Genomic DNA, 17,853 nt, shown 5'->3' with positions numbered 1-17,853 from the left:
TTGAGAAAGACAGCGCCTGTCCGCCGCTGTCCATATTCTTTTTTATTATACTATCTCTGTCCGTAAATGTACAGATATTCTTGTTTTTTAAGATTTTCGCATAAAAAATTTATATTTTCTCATACTATTCCCATACAATCCCACAAGGAGGTTCTGTCCATGCTTCAACAGCTGATTCTGTGCTTTATCGGTTTCTGTGCCGGGATCATCGTTGCAGGAGGTGTCTCCGGACTGCTGATCGGCCTTTCCATTGTTCCCCGCTATGCAGGTATCACGCATACAGCTGACCAGATTTTTCTTTATGAAGATCTGACACTTCTGGGAACAGTTGCCGGAACCGTCGTCACCCTGTTTCCGATCAGAATTCCGCTGGGACCTTTTTTCCTGGCTGTCTGCGGAGTATTTTTCGGAATTTTCCTGGGCGGCTGGATCCTTGCACTGGCAGAGATCGCAAAAGTCTTTCCCGTCTTTGCCAGACGGCTGAAGCTCTCTCAGGGGCTTTCTCCGGTAATAATTTCCATTGCTGCCGGAAAAGCCCTGGGCTCCCTGTTTTATTATGCCATGAGCTGGATGTAATTCTTACTGTCACTCTACCATCTCACGAAAGGATTTTCCATATGCAAAATATCAACAAAAAAAAATATGAACAATATGTCAAACAGCTTACTCCCACCCACAGTCTGCCGCTGAATATGGCAAAAGCTTTTCTCACAGGCGGACTGATCTGTCTTCTTGGACAGGTTATCTTAAACACAGCACGGGCTCTCGGTGCAGATGCTTCCGATTCCAGAACCTGGTGTTCTGTCCTTCTCATTCTCTTAAGCGTCCTTCTCACAGGCTTTGGTATTTATCCCAAAATCGGCAAATTCGGCGGTGCAGGAAGTCTTGTTCCCATTACCGGATTCGCCAACTCAGTGGCTGCATCCGCCATTGAGTTCCGGGCAGAAGGACAGGTTTTCGGCATAGGGTGCAAGATCTTTACTATTGCAGGTCCTGTGATCCTCTACGGCATCTTAAGCGCCTGGGGACTGGGTGTGATCTATTATATCCTGAAGATCCTGGAGGTGATATCATGAGCAAAAATCTCAGACTTGGCGCAGCCAGCATTGCATTTTCACAGCCTTTGTATATCGAAAGCGCCGCATCCATCGTCAGTCAGAAAGAGGCGGACGGTCCTCTTGGAAATCTTTTTGACCTGGTCTGTGAAGACCCCATGTTTGGCTGTGACACCTGGGAATCTGCGGAAAGCACACTGCAGAAAGAAACTGCCACTCAGGCCATAAGCAAAGCCGGACTGAGCTCCGAAGATATCCATCTGATGTTCGCCGGAGATCTTCTCGCTCAGACATCAGCCACCTGTTTCGGCTCCGCTGGACTTGGAATTCCCTTTTACGGTCTTTACGGCGCCTGCTCCACCATAGGGGAAGCACTTTCTCTCGGTTCCCTTGCTCTGACCGCCGGATTCGGCACACGGGTCTTATGTGCCACCTCCAGCCATTTCGCAAGTGCGGAAAAAGAATTTCGTTTTCCTCTGGGATACGGAAACCAGCGGCCGTTTTCTGCCACCTGGACAGTAACCGGAAGCGGTGCCTGTATCCTAAGTACATCTCCTCCCGGAGAAAAAGCTCCTCTGCGCTCCGGCAAAGGCTGTGCTGCTATCACCGGCCTTACTGCCGGCCGTGTGATGGATTACGGTCTCAGGGATTCCATGAACATGGGAGGCTGTATGGCTCCTGCAGCCTGCGATACCATTGCACGAAGCTTTTCGGATTTCGGGCGGACGCCTTCGGATTATGATGCCGTCTTTACCGGGGATCTAGGAATCATCGGGCAGAAAATTCTCCTAGATCTTCTGGAGGAACAAAATATCCGACTTTCTCCCATTCATAAAGACTGCGGTATCCTGATCTATGACGATCCTTCTCAGGACACCCACGCAGGAGGAAGCGGCTGCGGCTGTTCTGCTGTAGTCCTTGCCTCCTATATCCTTCCGAAGATTGTATCCGGAGAATGGAAGCGGATCCTTTTTGTACCAACAGGAGCGCTTCTTTCCAAAGTAAGCTTTAATGAAGGTGACAGTATTCCGGGTATTGCCCACGGAGTTGTCATCGAGCATATGGAGGTATGAGCATGGATTACTTTAACGCATTCTGGTTCGGCGGCCTTGTCTGTGCCCTGATTCAGATCCTTCTGGACAAGACAAAGCTGATGCCTGGCCGTGTGATGGTACTTCTGGTATGTAGCGGCGCCCTGTTAAGTGCCGTTGGCGTCTACCGGCCGCTGGTGGATTTTGCAGGTGCCGGGGCCTCCGTCCCGCTGATCGGTTTCGGACATGTATTATGGGAGGGTATGAAAAAAGCCATTGAAGAAGACGGCATCCTTGGGCTTTTTACAGGAGGCTTCACTGCCTGTGCTGCCGGAGTTTCCTCCGCCCTGATCTTCTCTTATCTGGCCAGTCTCTTCTTCCGTCCAAAAATGAAAAAATAATATTCCGGGAAAGGAGTTTTTTCTCATGAGTGATACTCTTTATCTGCAGCTGGATCAGAACATTGAAGTCACCAACCCACATGTATATCTTCAGGATATCGCTGCACTTTCCATGAGTGACCCCAAAATCCTCAATCGTCTGCGGGTCATGCCTGTGATCGTTCTGGATGCGAAAAAGCCCGGACGCTATGTGATGTCTGTCTCGGATCTTCTGAAAAAGATCCAGAATCGGGAACCCTCCATTGATATTTCTCCCATCGGGGAAACGGATTTTATCATCACCTACTGCATCAGCTCTGCCACAGGGAAAATTTTCCGGTATGTGAAAATCCTTTTTGTATGCCTGGTTTCCTTTTTCGGCGCCGCTTTTTCCATTATGACCTTTAATAATGACGTAGATATGGGCAGCCTTTTTAGCCAGTTTTACACTCTTGTTACGGGAAAAAGTTCCTCCGGCTTTACCATCCTGGAGATTTCCTACTCCATCGGGATCGGCCTCGGCGTACTGATCTTCTTTAATCATTTCGGGCATCTGAAGCTAAGCGATGATCCCACACCTATGCAGGTGCAGATGCGGACCTATGAGGATGATGTAAACCGGACACTGATTGAACAGGCTGCACGAACAGAAAATCCAGAAACTGACTCATAACCAGAGTCCACTCTCATATCCGTACAATTCCGCCGCCTGTCGCACAAAAAAAGCTCCCTGCAGATTTCTCTGCAAAGAGCTTTTTTTATATAATATGGGTTTACTTTTTTTCTGAAATGATATTTACAGAAGTCCTCCGATGGATAAGAACAGAGGAGCAAATACCAGTGATACAATAGTCATAAGCTTGATCAGGATGTTAATGGAAGGCCCTGATGTATCTTTGAACGGATCGCCGACTGTATCGCCGACAACGGCTGCTTTGTGCGCCTCGCTGCCTTTTCCGCCATGATGACCTGTCTCGATGTATTTTTTTGCATTATCCCATGCACCACCTGCGTTGGACATGAAGATCGCCATCAGTACACCTGTTACAAGAGCACCGGAAAGAAGTCCTCCAAGAGCCTCAACGCCAAGAACAACACCTACGATAACCGGAACAACGACCGCCATGATTCCAGGAAGCATCATTTCGTGAAGAGCTGCTGTTGTGGAGATCGCAACGCATGATTTGTAATCCGGTTTCTCGGTACCCTTCATGATACCCGGTTTCTCACGGAACTGGCGTCTTACTTCCTCGATCATCTTGTAAGCAGCCTTGGAAACGGATTCCATTGTGAAGGCCGAGAAGAGGAATGTAAGCATACCACCGATAAAGATACCGATCGTAACACGAGGAGCAAGGATATTGATTGCATCCAGATTTACTGCATTCGCATAAGATACAAACAGAGCAAGCGCTGTAAGAGCTGCGGAACCGATTGCGAAGCCTTTACCCATAGCTGCTGTTGTGTTACCTACAGAATCAAGCTTATCTGTGATCTCACGAACTGACTCATCCAGACCTGACATCTCTGCAATACCACCGGCATTGTCAGCGATGGGTCCATACGCGTCAACGGCAACTGTGATTCCTGTTGTGGAAAGCATACCAACTGCTGCAAGAGCGATTCCGTATAATCCATCCACACCGTATGCTACAAAAATACCAACACAGATCAGCAGGATCGGGAATGCTGTAGATTTCATACCTACTGCGATACCACTGATGATAGTTGTAGCTGCACCTGTCTCAGACTGCTCGCCGATTCCCTGAACCGGTTTATAATCTGCAGATGTGTAATACTCTGTAATGTTTCCGATGATGACACCGACAACAAGACCTGCGATCACAGCAATGGCTGCCTTCATGTCTCCGAAGAGAGTCTTGCTGAGGATCAGGGACACGATGATAACAAGTGCTGCAGATACATAGCTTCCTCTTGTGAGGGCTTTCTGCGGATTGGAATTATCATCACCTTTTACAAAGAATGTTGCAATGATGGATGCGATCAGTCCACAGCCTGCAATAGCCAGCGGATAGAGAACACCGGAAACTGCTCCGGCTACCGCACCAAGTGTAAGGGCAGATACCAGAGATCCTACATAGGACTCAAAAAGGTCTGCACCCATACCGGCAACATCACCTACGTTATCACCTACGTTATCCGCGATAACAGCCGGGTTACGAGGGTCATCCTCCGGGATTCCTGCCTCAACCTTACCTACAAGGTCAGCTCCTACGTCAGCTGCCTTTGTATAGATTCCACCACCAACACGTGCAAACAGTGCGATGGAAGAAGCACCAAGGCTGAATCCAGAAAGTACGTCAACGTTCTTTGTGATGATATACACAACGCTGACACCCAGTGCACCAAGACCTGCAACACACATACCCATAACAGCACCGCCGGAGAATGCAATGGAAAGAGCCTTGTTCATTCCTCCCTCTTTTGCTGCATTTGCTGTTCTTACATTAGCCTTTGTTGCAACGGTCATACCGCAGTATCCTGCGATTGTTGAAAACAGAGCACCTACTACGAAGCAGATTGCTGTTACCCAGCTTCCAACTCCGATTCCGATCAGTACAAAAAGTACGGCTACAAAAATAACCAGGATCTTGTACTCTGCTGTTAAGAAGGCGCGGGCACCTTCTGCGATCGCACCTGCGATCTCCTTCATTCTGTCTGTTCCTGCATCCTGCTTGCTGACCTTCGCTGCAAGGTATGCTGCGAACAGAAGTGCCAGTACTGCTGCCACCGGCACCAAATACATGTAGTTTTCCACTCTTTTTACCTCCGTTCATGTATTGTTAATACTTTATCACATTATTTTGCATATTTCAAATAGAATTTTCACTTAGTTTTTTGTTAATATTGTGATATAATAAAAATTTATATAAATGGGATAAAAATTTTTTATATTATTGCTCGCATTTTTTCAGTTTCAGACAGCTTATATAATAGGAAGTTTTTTATATCTCTATTTGGACAAAATTTCCATTTTTCTTTCCAGAAGATTTTTTTCCAATAATTGTTTTTCTGCATTTTCGAATCCAATTCGTTCTATAGTCTCGGCAAAACGTTCTCCCTTTAATCCCTGGTCCTTAAAAAGCAGGATTGCCTTCTCAATAACATCCAGTGCCTCTTCCTCTGACGTAAAGATCCGGTTCAGGGCCTTTCCATGAGAAATTTTCTTTCCCCAGCGTCCACCGATATAGATCTTGAATCCGTAGGTACCGTCCGGGATGGAATGGAATGGACATTTTCCCACACACCTTCCGCAGTGTCTGCAAAGCTCCTCATCAATATGCAGTTTCCCGTCAACGACTTTCGCCACTTTGTTTGGACATGCAGCTTCAATGGCACATTTTTTACAGCCCTTGCAGGCCTCGCTGTCAAAGTGCGGAATCCTCTGTCCGATGATCCCCACATCGTTCAGATTTGGTTTCACACAGTTATTCGGGCATCCGCCTACTGCGATCTTAAATTTATGCGGCAGTGCAACCTGACGGTAGCCTTTATAGAATCTCCGGAAAATCTCTTCTGAAATTGCATAGGAATCCAGAAGTCCATACTGACAGGTGGTTCCCTTGCAGGATACTACCGGTCGGACCTTTGCTCCTGTTCCTCCTGTCTCAAGACCTTCCTTCGCAATAAATTCCTGAAACTCTTCGATCTTTTCATAGGGGATTCCCTGGATCTCCACGGAGAGCCTGGTCGTGTAGGTAAGATTTCCGTTGCCGAATTTCTCTGCTGCTTCCGCCATACATCTGTGCTGTGCCGCTGTCACCTTTCCGTTTACAGTGATCACCCGTGCAGAAAATTCATCGGTTCCCCGGTTATTTAAAAAACCCTGCCCCTTCAGTCTTTTCTCTTCCTCTTTGCTTACAGTTAATGCTGACATATTTCCTCCTCCTGGTCTCACCGGTATTCCGATACTTTCCCATGGTATCGTTGCCCTGTATTTTGCAATGTTGAAATCGTTTTCACGTACTTCCTACTATACCACTTGAAGATGTATTTGAGAAATGATATTATTTTATAAAAATGATAGGTTTTACCTATATACCAATTTACAATAAAAGGAGATTCCATATGACCATCCGCCATCTCACTGTTTTTGCGGCCGTTGCGGAACAGGGCTCCATGAGTGCTGCTGCCAAACATCTTTATCTTTCCCAGCCAACAGTCAGTCAGGCCATCCGTGAGCTGGAAGCTCATTATAACGGCCTTCTCTTTGAACGTCTTGGAAAAAAGCTTTATCTCACAGAACGGGGAAAGCTTCTTCTTCCCCATGCCCGTGAAATGATCCGCCAGTTTCAGCAGCTGGAAGAGCTGATGCAGAACCAGGGACAGTCTTCCACCCTGAAGCTTGGCTCCACCCTCACTGTGGGAACCTGCCTGACCCCATCCATTATCCTGGATCTGCAGAAAAAAATCCCGGACCTTGACGTTTACTCCTTTGTCACCAACACGCAAAATATCGAACAGAAGCTTCTGCGTTCTGAGCTGGACGCTGCTGTGGTAGAAGGTGAGATTCATTCCCCGGACCTTGTCGTTCTTCCCATCATCGACGACTGTCTGGTCCTTGCCGCCGGAAAAAAACATCCGTTTTACCGCAGAGGACGCATCCATGTCCAGGAGCTAAACAACCAGAAATTTGCAGTCCGGGAATATGGAAGCGGTACCAGACAGCTTTTTGAGGATTACACCCTTCGCCATGATCTGAAAATCCGGACTGCCTGGGAAGCCAACAGTCCGCAGGCACTGCTGAACGCAGTGCTGTATAACCAAATGCTCTCTGTTATGTCCATACGTCTTATGCATCATGAGATCCGTCACCGTTCAGTCCGGGTCTTCTGCAACGAAGCAGGGGAATGGAACCGGAAATTCAAGCTGGTCTATCACAAGAATAAATTTCTTACCCCTGCTATCTTTGAGCTGGAAAAGATCCTTCACACCTATCAGCAGCTAGAACTGCCCTCTGTCATGGGTGTTCTGGAACAGGAATAAGCAGGGGACTTACCTGATCCAGTAAAAAAACGGCCGCACATATCGCTCTTACGATATGTACAGCCGTTTTTCGTTTTTTTCTCACCCGACAGGGTCGGATCTTTTTTTGAACCGGATATTTAGTTTGATTCGTTGAACACGTTTTTATCCAGTGCACCGTTCTGGTGTGCAACGATGGTTGTGCAGACTGCATCACCGGTAATGTTAACCGCTGTTCTGGTCATATCCAGGATACGGTCAATACCCATGATCAGACCAATTGCCTCAACCGGAAGTCCTACAGAGTTAAATACCATGGTCAGAGTAACAAGACCAACACTTGGTACACCGGCAGTTCCTACGGAAGCAAGGGTTGCAGTTCCGATAACTGTCACATAATCCATCGGACTTAAGTGGATACCAAAAGCCTGTGCCGCAAATACTACGGCAACACCCTGCATGATAGAGGTACCGTCCATGTTGATGGTAGCTCCAAGAGGAATGGTGAATGAAGAAATCTTCTTGGAAACACCCACTTTTTTGGACAGGGTATCAATGGACATCGGGATCGTGGCATTGGATGTAGCTGTTGAGAATGCAAATGCCATAACCGGGAAAAATTTCTTGATGAATTTTATCGGATTCAGTCCTGTGAAGATCTTCAGCAGGATCTGGTATACGCCGAAGCACTGGATCGCCAATGCAAGGAGAACACCGATCATATATTTTGCCAGCGGGATAAACGCGCTGAAACCGATGTTTGCAAAGGTTCTGCTGATAAGGCAGAATACACCGATCGGTGCAAGTGCCATGATCATCATGGTCATCTCCATCATGATGTCATTGAACTGGCTGAAAAAGTTCGCTACTGTCTCTGCGCGCTCTCCCATTTTCGCAAGGATCACACCCACGATCAGGGCAAATACGATAACCTGAAGCATGGTTCCGCTTGCCAGGGAATTGATCGGATTGTCCGGAATGATATTCAGGATGGTATCCGTAAGAGAGGTAGCCTCCATAGTCTCCACAGAGGAAGCGGAGGACTGAATAGAGCTCATATCAAGTCCCACACCCGGATTGATCAGATTACCTACCGTCAGAGCAACCGAAACAGCCAGAGCTGTAGTCGCCAAATAAAATACCAGTGTTCTCACACCTACGGTTCCAAGCTTCTTGGTATCACCGATGGACATACTTCCGCAGACAAGGGAACAGAATACCAACGGTACAACCAGCATTTTCATCAGACGGATAAATCCCTGTCCGATCACATAAAGGATTCCCTCCACGATCACATCTTTCTTGAAGCTGCTGTCAGGAACCAGGTAACAGAGAATGATTCCCAGTATCGCACCTGCGATCAGCGCCACAAAGATCTTCGTGGTAAGGCCCATTTTCTTTTTCTGCTGTGTTTTCTCTTTTATATTTTTCTCTTTCATTCTAGTCCTCCGCTCTTTCATCCATATATTCTTTCAGCGATGCTTTCCAGTCCGGCATGTCATACACTTCAATAATACGGAGGATAAAATTATCAAGGACAGCATATGGCGGTCTGACAGAAGAAAGATCTGACTGCTCTGTCGGCACGGATCTCAGTTCGATCTCCTTTCCTGCAAGGCGAAGGATCTCGGTTGCAAACTCATAACGGTTGCATACACCGCTGCAGGTTACGTGATAAGTTCCATATTCGTTGGTATCGATAAGATACAGGATCATTCTTGCCAGATCCTTGGCGCTGGTCGGTGATCCGAACTGATCCGAAGCAACGGAAAGCGCCTGGCCTTTTTCTGCTGTCTCCAGCACACGGTTTACAAAATTGTTTCCGCCTTTTCCGTATACCCAGTTGCTTCGGATAATGAAATGTTTGTGTGTAAACTCTTTTACATAGTTCTCTCCGGCTCTCTTGGAACGGCCGTAAACAGTCAGCGGATTGGTATCGTCAAACTCTGTATACGGTTTTTTGCTCTTTCCGTCGAAAACATCATCTGTGGAAAGCTGGACGATCTTTGCCCCGCATTTTCTTGCCACGATGCTTAAGTTTCTTGCTCCCAGTGCGTTGACACGGTATGCATGTTCCGGATTCTTCTCACACTCATCGGTATCTGTGATACCGGTGCAGTTGATGATCACATCCGGACGGTTAATGGAACCGAAGTTGATCACTTCATCTGTGTCTGTGATATCCAGCTCATCAAGATCTGTGTTCAGAGTCTCGATCTGCATTGGATCCAGAACATCATTCAGTGCCCGTCCGATCTGTCCGTTGGCACCTGCGATCCATACTTTTAACATCTTTCTACCTCCCTGGTGTAATATGTGTGATATATAAAATAAAGAGACATTGATTTAGATCAAAACCAATGCCCCTTTAACCTATATACTGAAATATATTTTATCAATATCACAAAAAACTGTCAAGAAAAAAGCCCCTGTTTCCATAAGGTTCCTGCTGCTGATGTTACTGCCCACCGGCAGTATTTCCTCAAGATGTTTTTGTGAACAGAATTTACAGAAATCCTGAGGATCGAAAGTTCCATAACTCCCGATTTTGTATTGTAAATTCTGTCCCATGAATTATAATCTAAACAGGAGATCATCTAAAAACACATACAAAGGAGAAACTTATGAAAAAGCTAAAAGAATTAACATCTCTGCTATTTCTGTTCTGCTGTCTTTGCTTCTGTCTGATCCTGTTTCCACAGACAGCCAGGGCAGGCTCTCTTACGCCAACCGCACAGGACAATCTCAATGTCAGGTTACGCCGTACCTCTGATCTTATTCCTGTTTCCGGCGGATACATGAGGGTCTTCCACCAGAAAAATTCTGTCGGCGTTGAATATTACGATAATGATCTGAAGATCAGAAGCAAGCGCAAGATCAACATGGAGCTTCCACTGTGGGGTGGCTTTTATGCCGGATCTGACGGATATTATCTGGTAGAAGGCCAGACAAACAACCAAGAAAACGATTCCGCTGAGGTCATCCGCGTTATCCGCTACGATACAAACTGGAACCGGAACGGTGCAGCAGCAATTACCAGTAACCCGAAGCTTTTTGGCGGTGAGGTCCGCACGCCCTTTGACTATGGCTGTGTGGAAATGACAGAAAGCAACGGCAAGCTCTATGTTGTTACCGGTCACGAAGGATATGTGGATTCCTCTGTCGGTCAGGGACATCAGGGCTTCCTTATGGTCGAGATCGACCAGGCAACCATGAAAGGAAAGATCGTTTCCTGCGATCTGTGGCATTCCTTTGCACAGTATATCAAATCACAAGGTTCTTATCTCTACGTACTGGAGCAGAGTGAGGGTTCACGATGTACAATTCTTTCCAGATACGACAGCACTACACTTGCCTGCACCACCATAGAGCTTTTGCCATACGGAGGCTCACATACTTCTGTGTGGGCACTGGCCTGCTACGCAAGCGTTGACGGCATGGCTGTTTCCTCTGACAGTGTATTATGCGTTGGCACTTCCATCGATCAGTCCAAATATGATAAGGTATCTGAAAACACGCCTCATAACCTTTATCTGTCCGTCACACCAATGTCTGACTTTTCCGAAAAAGCAACCATTACCAGGAAGCTTACCAACTTTACAGGCGGAGGAAAAAGCTTTGCGGGCGTAAAGATCACCAAAATAAATGACAACCGTTTTATGATTTCCTGGGAAGAATACGTCTCCGACGATAACAAGAAAAACTCTTCCGCTAACGATCCGCTCTCTTCCAGCACCCTTCATTATCTTTTTGTGGACGGAAAGGGAAAGAGTCTCAGCAAAGAGTTTACAACAGCTGCTCCGATTTCTGACTGTCAGCCTGTGGTAAAGGATTCCAGGGTCGTTTATTATGCTTCAAACTCCAACACCTTGAACTTTTATTCCATTAATTCCGACAACGGAAAAGCTGACAAAAAAACTTACCATATCGCAGGTGACAACGCAACCTGGAATTTCAAAAACGGTATCCTTACGATCTCCGGCTACGGACCACTTTCTATTTCCACAGAGGAAAACCACCGATACCCGGTCTCTTCAACAAAAGGCTGGTTTACCTTCTACAGCGATTCCTCCTGGAAAGCTATCAAAAACCAGATCAGAAAGGTAATAATAAAGCCCGGGATCACAAGTATTTCCGAAAGGGCCTTTGTTTATCTTCCTGAGCTGAAAGAAGTGGACATCCAGAAAGGGGTCACAAAGATCGGAAAAGAAGCTTTCGCCTACTGTGACAAGCTATCCAGGATCAACATACCTGATACTGTTAAAAGCATTGGAACGGATGCTGTGTGGGGCGGCTACGGGTATGTCAACTCTCATGCATATTTTTGCAAGATCCATGCTCCGTACGGCTCTTACGCAGTTACATATGCCAAGAAAAACAATATCAGCTATGCATGCAATATTTCCGATGCAGCTGTAACAGGGATCAAAAAAACATATACCTATACAGGCTCTGACATAAAGCCCGTTCCAACCGTAACTCTTGGAAAAGCAAAGCTTTCTGGCATCAATGATTATCATGTGACATACCAGAACAATAAAAAAGCAGGAACTGCTACCCTGAAGATCATCGGTGATTACCATTTCTACGGAACCATCACCTTAAATTTCCAGATCACTCCTGCAGCCACACCAAAGCCACAGACTGCAAAAACATTCCGGGATGCTTATAATGTCTACACAGTCAATACCACCGGGACTTCCGTAGCACTGAAGGGACCACGTTCACGCAATACTGTCACTGCAAAGATTCCGGCCACTGTCAAAGCTAACGGAAAAACCTACAAAGTCACAGCCATTGCAGCCAATGCCTTCAAAAACTGTAAAAACCTGAAACAGGTAACGATTTCAGGAAATATCACAAGCATAGGTGCCGGAGCCTTCCAGGGATGCACAAGTCTTCGTACTGTAAAAATCGGTTCCCGAGTTTCTGCGATCGGCACAAAAGCTTTCTGTGACTGTAAGGCCCTTACCTCTGTCACCATACAGACAGGACGTCTTACTTCCAAAAGCTCAGGTAAATATATCTTCACAAGAGCAGGTCAGAATAATTACAAAAAACTGACTGTAAAGGTTCCGGCAAGCAGACTTTCCTCTTACAAAAAGCTGTTTCAGAGCCAGGGTCTGTCCACACAGGCCAGGGTTATCAAATAGTCAGGATCGTACCTTGCATTTCCACGCCCCTTATGCTATACTCAGTTTCGCTGCAAAAGCCCGCAAAAACCAAGGTCGTACAGGGCTTACAAGGCGGTCACCGCCTATAAATGTGCCGAGTGTTCGTGACCTTCCACTCGTAAAACAAAACTAAAGGAGAATAAAAAACATGAAAAACAAAGGTACTCATTTTCTGGTACAGGGAGCTGCCATTGCAGCTGTATATGTTGTCCTGACACTGGTATTCGCGCCACTTAGCTTCGGTGAAGTTCAGATCCGGTTTTCCGAGGCGCTGACCGTTCTTCCGTTCTTCACACCGGCTGCCATCCCGGGACTGTTCGTGGGATGTATCATCGCCAATCTTCTTGGCGGTGCGATTCCGGTTGACATCATTTTCGGAAGCATTGCCACACTTATCGGTGCATTCTTTACCTACAAGCTTCGCAATACAGGCAAATGGACAGCCCCAATCCCGCCGATCGTTTCCAACATTGTGATCGTTCCTCTTGTGCTTCGTTACGGATATGGCATTAACCTTCCTATCCCGTTTATGATGCTCACAGTAGGAGCCGGCGAATTTATCTCAGCCGGTGTGATCGGTATGATCCTTCTTGGAGCACTTTCCAAATACAAAAATGTACTTTTTCATAAAAAAGCAGCAGTCTGACTAAATCTGCTGCCCACAAAAAGGAGCCATGAGAAAACAGCAGCATTTCTCATGGCTCTCTTTTATTTTTTCTCTGCGGATTCCTGCAGACTGCGCAGGATCCTCTTTTCCATTCTGGATACCTGTACCTGGGATACGCCAAGCTCATGGGCGATCTCCATCTGGGTCATGTTCTGAAAATACCGCATATAGATCAGCCTCCGCTCCTTTGCCTCCAGAGTTCCCAGTATCTCTTCCAGAAAAATCCTGTCCAGTACTTTTTCCTGCCGGTTTTCTTTTTCCGGAAGCTTGTCCATCAGAGAAATCTCCGTTCCCTCACCCTGATAGATCGTTTTGTGAAGAGATTCCACCTCTGCACCGGATTCCATGGTCATTACCAGTTCTTCTATGGAAATTCCCATTTCCTCTGCCATTTCTCCCGTCGTAGGTTCCCGCTCCAGCCGGCGTGTCAGTGCTTCTCTCACCTGATAGATCCTGTAATGGTTTTCCTTCAGAGAACGGCTTACCTTCAGTATCCCGTCGTCCCTGAGATAACGTTTGATCTCTCCGATGATCATGGGAACGGCATAGGTGGAAAATTTCACATCATAGGACATGTCAAACTTATCCACAGCTTTCAGAAGTCCGATGCTGCCGATCTGGAACAGATCCTCCATCTCCACCCCTCGTCCCAGAAAACGCTTTGCCACACTGTATATCAGTCCTGTATTTTCCTCAAACAAAAGATCTCTTGCCGCTTTATCCCCCTGGTGTGCACGCCCGATGAGGACAAGAGTACGATCCATAGTTACCTCCTGATGATCTTTTTCATGTGCACTGTAGTTCCACGGCCAACCTCCGATTCCACCTGAAGCTCATCCATAAACGCCTCCATGAATGTAAACCCCATACCGGAGCGGTCTTTATCAGCCTTTGTGGTAAACAGAGGCTCCATGGCTTTTTTGATATCCGGGATCCCGGCTCCGTGATCTGTCACATCTACCTGAAGCTCCTGCCCCCGGAGACGACATTCTACCCGGATCTTATGTATCTCCCCTTCATACCCGTGTATGATGCAGTTGGTCACTGCCTCCGATACTGCGGTCTTCAGATCCGAAATTTCCTCCAGCGTAGGATTCAGCTGTGTGCAGAATGAAGCCACAGCAACTCTTGCCAGTGCTTCATTTACCGGTCTGCTGTCAAAAATGATCGTCATTTCATTTGTGTTTTCCATCATAAACACCCTCCTGTTCACCTGCCGATTTTTTAATTCCACAGATTTCAATATATTTTCCCACTCCGGATAGCCGTAAAAGCTTTGCAATATGACTGTTCACATTGACAACCTGCACACATTTCCCCCTCATGCCAAGTGCCCGGTACCTACCCATCAGCAGACCGATCCCGGAACTGTCCATAAAAACGGTCTCTGAGAAATCAAAAATCATATTTTTTATATAGTTATGTCCAATAATCCGGTCTGAATCTCTCCGGATCTCATCAGAAGCCGGATGATCCAGTTCCGCCGGAAGATGTACAGTCAGCACGGTTCCGGATTTTTCAAAACCTGATGTCATTCTATCATTCCCCCATTTTTGATTTTTTATTCCATTTCTCATGACCAAAGGGTAAAAAAAGAGGAATGCGCCAACGCACATTCCCCTTATCCGAGGTTTCTCCTCTGTATGAATTATGATATTTTTTATTCTGTATAACCTCCATCGTAAGAGGAATCCTCATATCCTCCGTCACTGTAGCTGCTGTCTTCTCCGGAATCTCCGTCAGAGCTCTGTGTATCTTCTCCATCCGAAGCTGCGGCATCCGCTCCAGCTTCAGCTGTTCCATCTGTACTGCTGTCAGCACTGGACGTTCCGTCAGAAGCTCCGCTCCCGATCCCGCTTACACCGGTCTTTCCGCTGATAGTACTGTAAATCCCCTTTGCAGAATCTGACAGTGTATCCACATATACCTTCTGTAGTTCCAGCGCCGCTGTATCCAGATCCTCCTGCTGCATGGCAGTATATGCATTAAACAAAGCCTCATAGCTCTGACTGCGTTTCTGCTCTTCCTCTGCCTGCTTGGCAACTGCATCTGCCGTATCACTGGACTGGGCAGCTTCTCCCTGAGCTTTGGTAAGCTCCACGCTCTGGCTGGAAAGAGAATCACTGTACTGTATGATCTGCTGATTGGCCTGCCTGTAAATATCCTGTTTCACAGCCGGCAGTACAAGGAGCCAGAATGCTGCCGCCCCTGCCGCAAATCCAAGTACCGTGGTAAAGAAAAGTGATATCTTTGATCTTTCTTTATAAGACGACGGCCTTACAACGATTTCTCCTGAAATATTATCATTCTCATTTTTTTCATTTCCAAACAAGCCCTTACGCCGTTTTTCCATCTTTGTGGTAACACCCGTCTGCTCGTCAACTTCACGCAGGAAACGAAGTGTGGTGGTATTGGTCTTGTCGATCCTGGCTGCTTTTTTCAGGGTTCTTCTCGCCTTATTCCACTCCTGATTCTTCATCTGGATCAGAGCAAGAAGATGATACCCCTTGATCAGCTTGGGATTCTGGGACAGGATCTTTTTCAGGCGGATGGCCGCCATATCCTCATGGCCTTCCCTGCACATGGCGAGGGCATTGTTATATTTCTTGATGCTTTCGTTGATTGTTTCCAGTTTGTTCTGGTTTGCCTGAAGCCTGGCAATATATTCTGAAGCCAGATTTCGGTTCTTCTGGATATTCTTGCTGATGACCCACTCACTCAGTGCGGCAACCACCTCACCGGTCTCAAAATATACAAGACCAAGAAGATTTCTTGCACGGATATTCCGTTTGTCATAAGCAAGACTTTGCTTCAGACAGCTGATCGCCCCGGACAGATCCCGGATGCTGGCTTTTTCCAGCCCCTGATTATAATAAAGCTTGGAAAGATAATCCACCTTCTTCTGGATCAGTACATTGGCTCCACAGTGCGGACAATAATCCAGATCTGTATCCGTCAGGAACGCTCCACAGTTTATGCAGTTCATCCACTTCTCCTTATCTTACACGTCTGTTGCTCTTGACCTCACGCAGCATCTCCTGGAGTACATCCATGATATCTGTGATCTCCCGGTCATAAATGACACCTTCTACATCTGCCACATCCAGACATGGTTCAAATTTCTTCAGTTCCTCTTCGTAATCGATCATAATTTTTTCCTCCTGATCACAGCCTTGATCTCACCGACCAGATAAAGGGATCCTACACAGAACAGCATTCCATCCTCACCTTTTTCCTTTACTGCCCGTTCAAAAGCTGCTGGAACATCCTCTATTGCTTCCACTTCCGGTACTCCGTCTTCACGGAAGATCTCCGCAAGCTCTTCTACCGGAACTTTGCGGTATCCGCCTACCTGTGTGACAATCACATGTTGAAAACGGATCCTGCTACAGATCGTGCGGATCATATCCGTATAGTCCTTGTCATCCACTGCGGAAAACAGCAGAGTCAGCGGAAATTCCTTCTGGAAATGTTCTGCTGTCTCTACAAACTTCTCAACACCGTCTTCGTTATGTGCGCCATCCACGATCACACCCGGAAGAACCGTTTCCATCCTTCCCTGCCAGCGTGTTTTTGCCATACCAGCCTTCAGAGCCTCCAGAGATACCGGAATCTGATCTTCCAGTACCTGAATGGTTTTCACCGCAAGAGCTGCATTCATAACCTGATAACGGGCGATAAACGGTATATCAAATACGGTATCGCCATATGTCTCGTCCTTAAGAGAAAATCGGATTCCGTCCTTTGTGATCTTATGGATCTCTGTATCTTCCCGTTTCAGCTCATAATATGGACATCCCAGCTTCTCTGCATGCTCACGCATCACTCCGGCCGCATCCGGATCATTTCCATCGTAGATCACCGGAACACCCGGCACCATGATCCCTGCCTTCTCTCCTGCGATCTCGGAAACTGTATTTCCAAGATACTGCATATGATCGAGGCTGATGGATGTGATCACACAGGCTGCCGGATCCTCCACAGCAGTGGTTGCATCCAGACGTCCGCCAAGACCGGTCTCCAGTGTTACATAATCCACGCCGGCTTCTGCAAAGATCACCATTCCCATCAGAAGGAGTGTCTCAAAATAGGTGGGATGATAGCTTCCCTCCGCAACCAGCTCATCGGAAAGCTTTTTAACTTTTTCAAAAGCACGAAGGAAAGTATCGTCATCGATCACTTCCTCGTTGATCTGAAAACGCTCGTTGATTTCCACCAGATGAGGAGATGTAAAAAGTCCGCAGGAATATCCTGCTTCCCGAAGGACCGATGTGATAAAAGCACAGGTACTTCCCTTTCCGTTGGTTCCTGCCACATGGATCACACGGAATTTCCTCTGCGGATCTCCAAGTCTTCTTAAGCATTCTCTGGTATGGTCCAGGCTGTTCTTAGTAGTAAATCTCGGTATATCTTCAATATACGCAACTGCTTCTTCGTAATTCATAAAAAAAACCATCACTTATCTATAATGTATTCGTAAAGAACTTTTGGGGAGAAAAGTTTCTCCCCTCCTGTTCGTTACGATACCATTATATAATAGTGGTGGAAGATGTCCAGTCC

At 46.7% G+C, this 17,853-nt stretch carries 18 protein-coding genes; 8 read left to right on the top strand and 10 right to left on the bottom strand.

The window, feature by feature from the left end:
* Window positions 1-159 precede the first annotated feature (159 nt).
* Genes ABCM67_RS10095 through ABCM67_RS10075 form a run of 5 tightly spaced genes read left to right on the top strand, consistent with a single transcriptional unit; the run spans window position 160 to window position 3,139 of the window.
* Window positions 160-576, top strand: coding sequence for a stage V sporulation protein AB (locus ABCM67_RS10095; RefSeq protein WP_015526908.1), 417 nt, complete (start codon window positions 160-162; stop codon window positions 574-576).
* 41 nt (window positions 577-617) lie between these two features.
* Window positions 618-1,076, top strand: a complete 459-nt coding sequence (locus tag ABCM67_RS10090; protein ID WP_173740435.1) for a SpoVA/SpoVAEb family sporulation membrane protein — start codon at window positions 618-620, stop codon at window positions 1,074-1,076.
* Entirely contained in the window at window positions 1,073-2,128 is a 1,056-nt protein-coding gene (locus tag ABCM67_RS10085; protein ID WP_114002458.1) for a stage V sporulation protein AD, read from the top strand. Before ABCM67_RS10090 ends, ABCM67_RS10085 begins: the two co-directional genes overlap by 4 nt.
* Window positions 2,129-2,130: 2 nt before the next feature.
* A complete protein-coding gene (locus tag ABCM67_RS10080; protein WP_059085334.1) occupies window positions 2,131-2,487 on the top strand; it encodes a SpoVA/SpoVAEb family sporulation membrane protein in 357 nt (118 codons plus the stop codon).
* A gap of 25 nt (window positions 2,488-2,512) precedes the next feature.
* On the top strand, window positions 2,513-3,139 hold the full coding sequence (locus ABCM67_RS10075; RefSeq protein ID WP_195274664.1) for a stage V sporulation protein AA: 627 nt from the start codon (window positions 2,513-2,515) through the stop codon (window positions 3,137-3,139).
* Window positions 3,140-3,262: 123 nt separating this feature from the next.
* On the opposite strand, the gene ABCM67_RS10070 is transcribed toward ABCM67_RS10075, so the two are convergent.
* Window positions 3,263-5,245 (bottom strand): sodium-translocating pyrophosphatase, encoded by a 1,983-nt coding sequence (locus ABCM67_RS10070; protein WP_044961021.1) that lies wholly within the window; start codon window positions 5,243-5,245, stop codon window positions 3,263-3,265.
* A 195-nt stretch (window positions 5,246-5,440) separates the two neighbouring features.
* The gene (locus ABCM67_RS10065) at window positions 5,441-6,364 is read right to left on the bottom strand and encodes a 4Fe-4S binding protein (RefSeq protein WP_021977051.1); all 924 of its coding nucleotides are present in this window, start codon (window positions 6,362-6,364) and stop codon (window positions 5,441-5,443) included.
* Between the two features lie 191 nt (window positions 6,365-6,555).
* Between ABCM67_RS10065 and ABCM67_RS10060 the strand changes: the two genes are divergently transcribed.
* Complete coding sequence (locus ABCM67_RS10060; RefSeq protein WP_173776197.1) at window positions 6,556-7,473, top strand: LysR family transcriptional regulator; 918 nt, start codon at window positions 6,556-6,558, stop codon at window positions 7,471-7,473.
* Window positions 7,474-7,592: 119 nt separating this feature from the next.
* Here ABCM67_RS10060 and ABCM67_RS10055 read toward each other — a convergent pair whose 3' ends face one another.
* Window positions 7,593-8,891: a dicarboxylate/amino acid:cation symporter gene (locus tag ABCM67_RS10055; protein WP_015526900.1), complete on the bottom strand. Its 1,299-nt coding sequence runs from the start codon at window positions 8,889-8,891 to the stop codon at window positions 7,593-7,595.
* Between the two features lies 1 nt (window position 8,892).
* A complete protein-coding gene (gene rfbD, locus ABCM67_RS10050) occupies window positions 8,893-9,744 on the bottom strand; it encodes a dTDP-4-dehydrorhamnose reductase (RefSeq protein ID WP_015526899.1) in 852 nt (283 codons plus the stop codon).
* Window positions 9,745-10,076: 332 nt separating this feature from the next.
* On the opposite strand from rfbD, the gene ABCM67_RS10045 reads away from it, so the two are divergent.
* Window positions 10,077-12,605 (top strand): leucine-rich repeat domain-containing protein, encoded by a 2,529-nt coding sequence (locus tag ABCM67_RS10045; RefSeq protein ID WP_195656941.1) that lies wholly within the window; start codon window positions 10,077-10,079, stop codon window positions 12,603-12,605.
* A gap of 169 nt (window positions 12,606-12,774) precedes the next feature.
* Complete coding sequence (locus tag ABCM67_RS10040; protein WP_015526895.1) at window positions 12,775-13,272, top strand: QueT transporter family protein; 498 nt, start codon at window positions 12,775-12,777, stop codon at window positions 13,270-13,272.
* Window positions 13,273-13,334: 62 nt separating this feature from the next.
* On the opposite strand, the gene ABCM67_RS10035 is transcribed toward ABCM67_RS10040, so the two are convergent.
* The 6 genes from ABCM67_RS10035 to ABCM67_RS10010 all read right to left on the bottom strand — a co-directional run bounded on the left by ABCM67_RS10035 (window position 13,335) and on the right by ABCM67_RS10010 (window position 17,737).
* Window positions 13,335-14,057 (bottom strand): SigF/SigG family RNA polymerase sporulation sigma factor, encoded by a 723-nt coding sequence (locus ABCM67_RS10035; RefSeq protein ID WP_021650746.1) that lies wholly within the window; start codon window positions 14,055-14,057, stop codon window positions 13,335-13,337.
* Between the two features lie 2 nt (window positions 14,058-14,059).
* Window positions 14,060-14,485 carry an anti-sigma F factor gene (spoIIAB, locus tag ABCM67_RS10030; protein WP_015526893.1) on the bottom strand — a complete coding sequence of 142 codons (426 nt, stop codon included), beginning with the start codon at window positions 14,483-14,485 and terminating at the stop codon, window positions 14,060-14,062.
* Window positions 14,469-14,828: an anti-sigma factor antagonist gene (locus tag ABCM67_RS10025; protein WP_044961012.1), complete on the bottom strand. Its 360-nt coding sequence runs from the start codon at window positions 14,826-14,828 to the stop codon at window positions 14,469-14,471. The genes spoIIAB and ABCM67_RS10025 overlap by 17 nt, the downstream gene beginning before the upstream one ends.
* 125 nt (window positions 14,829-14,953) lie before the next feature.
* A complete protein-coding gene (locus ABCM67_RS10020; RefSeq protein WP_021650743.1) occupies window positions 14,954-16,279 on the bottom strand; it encodes a tetratricopeptide repeat protein in 1,326 nt (441 codons plus the stop codon).
* Between the two features lie 10 nt (window positions 16,280-16,289).
* Window positions 16,290-16,442 carry a hypothetical protein gene (locus ABCM67_RS10015; RefSeq protein WP_015526890.1) on the bottom strand — a complete coding sequence of 51 codons (153 nt, stop codon included), beginning with the start codon at window positions 16,440-16,442 and terminating at the stop codon, window positions 16,290-16,292.
* Entirely contained in the window at window positions 16,439-17,737 is a 1,299-nt protein-coding gene (locus tag ABCM67_RS10010; protein WP_173741630.1) for a folylpolyglutamate synthase/dihydrofolate synthase family protein, read from the bottom strand. The genes ABCM67_RS10015 and ABCM67_RS10010 overlap by 4 nt, the downstream gene beginning before the upstream one ends.
* Window positions 17,738-17,853 lie beyond the last annotated feature (116 nt).

The organism is Blautia sp. 2227st1_G12_2227SCRN_220401 (assembly GCF_039062885.1).
Taxonomy (GTDB): Bacteria; Bacillota; Clostridia; order Lachnospirales; family Lachnospiraceae; genus Blautia_A; species Blautia_A fusiformis.
Note: the sequence above shows the minus strand (reverse complement) of the source record. Positions and strands in the feature narration are given on the sequence as shown.

Bases quoted from the DNA above. Each gene is read 5' to 3' on its own strand.
- ABCM67_RS10095 (WP_015526908.1), top strand. From the start codon at position 160: ATGCTTCAACAGCTGATTCTGTGCTTTATCGGTTTCTGTGCCGGGATC.
- ABCM67_RS10090 (WP_173740435.1), top strand. From the start codon at position 618: ATGCAAAATATCAACAAAAAAAAATATGAACAATATGTCAAACAGCTT.
- ABCM67_RS10085 (WP_114002458.1), top strand. From the start codon at position 1,073: ATGAGCAAAAATCTCAGACTTGGCGCAGCCAGCATTGCATTTTCACAG.
- ABCM67_RS10080 (WP_059085334.1), top strand. From the start codon at position 2,131: ATGGATTACTTTAACGCATTCTGGTTCGGCGGCCTTGTCTGTGCCCTG.
- ABCM67_RS10075 (WP_195274664.1), top strand. From the start codon at position 2,513: ATGAGTGATACTCTTTATCTGCAGCTGGATCAGAACATTGAAGTCACC.
- ABCM67_RS10065 (WP_021977051.1), bottom strand. From the start codon at position 6,364: ATGTCAGCATTAACTGTAAGCAAAGAGGAAGAGAAAAGACTGAAGGGG.
- ABCM67_RS10060 (WP_173776197.1), top strand. From the start codon at position 6,556: ATGACCATCCGCCATCTCACTGTTTTTGCGGCCGTTGCGGAACAGGGC.
- ABCM67_RS10055 (WP_015526900.1), bottom strand. From the start codon at position 8,891: ATGAAAGAGAAAAATATAAAAGAGAAAACACAGCAGAAAAAGAAAATG.
- rfbD (WP_015526899.1), bottom strand. From the start codon at position 9,744: ATGTTAAAAGTATGGATCGCAGGTGCCAACGGACAGATCGGACGGGCA.
- ABCM67_RS10045 (WP_195656941.1), top strand. From the start codon at position 10,077: ATGAAAAAGCTAAAAGAATTAACATCTCTGCTATTTCTGTTCTGCTGT.
- ABCM67_RS10040 (WP_015526895.1), top strand. From the start codon at position 12,775: ATGAAAAACAAAGGTACTCATTTTCTGGTACAGGGAGCTGCCATTGCA.
- ABCM67_RS10035 (WP_021650746.1), bottom strand. From the start codon at position 14,057: ATGGATCGTACTCTTGTCCTCATCGGGCGTGCACACCAGGGGGATAAA.
- spoIIAB (WP_015526893.1), bottom strand. From the start codon at position 14,485: ATGGAAAACACAAATGAAATGACGATCATTTTTGACAGCAGACCGGTA.
- ABCM67_RS10025 (WP_044961012.1), bottom strand. From the start codon at position 14,828: ATGACATCAGGTTTTGAAAAATCCGGAACCGTGCTGACTGTACATCTT.
- ABCM67_RS10020 (WP_021650743.1), bottom strand. From the start codon at position 16,279: ATGAACTGCATAAACTGTGGAGCGTTCCTGACGGATACAGATCTGGAT.
- ABCM67_RS10015 (WP_015526890.1), bottom strand. From the start codon at position 16,442: ATGATCGATTACGAAGAGGAACTGAAGAAATTTGAACCATGTCTGGAT.
- ABCM67_RS10010 (WP_173741630.1), bottom strand. From the start codon at position 17,737: ATGAATTACGAAGAAGCAGTTGCGTATATTGAAGATATACCGAGATTT.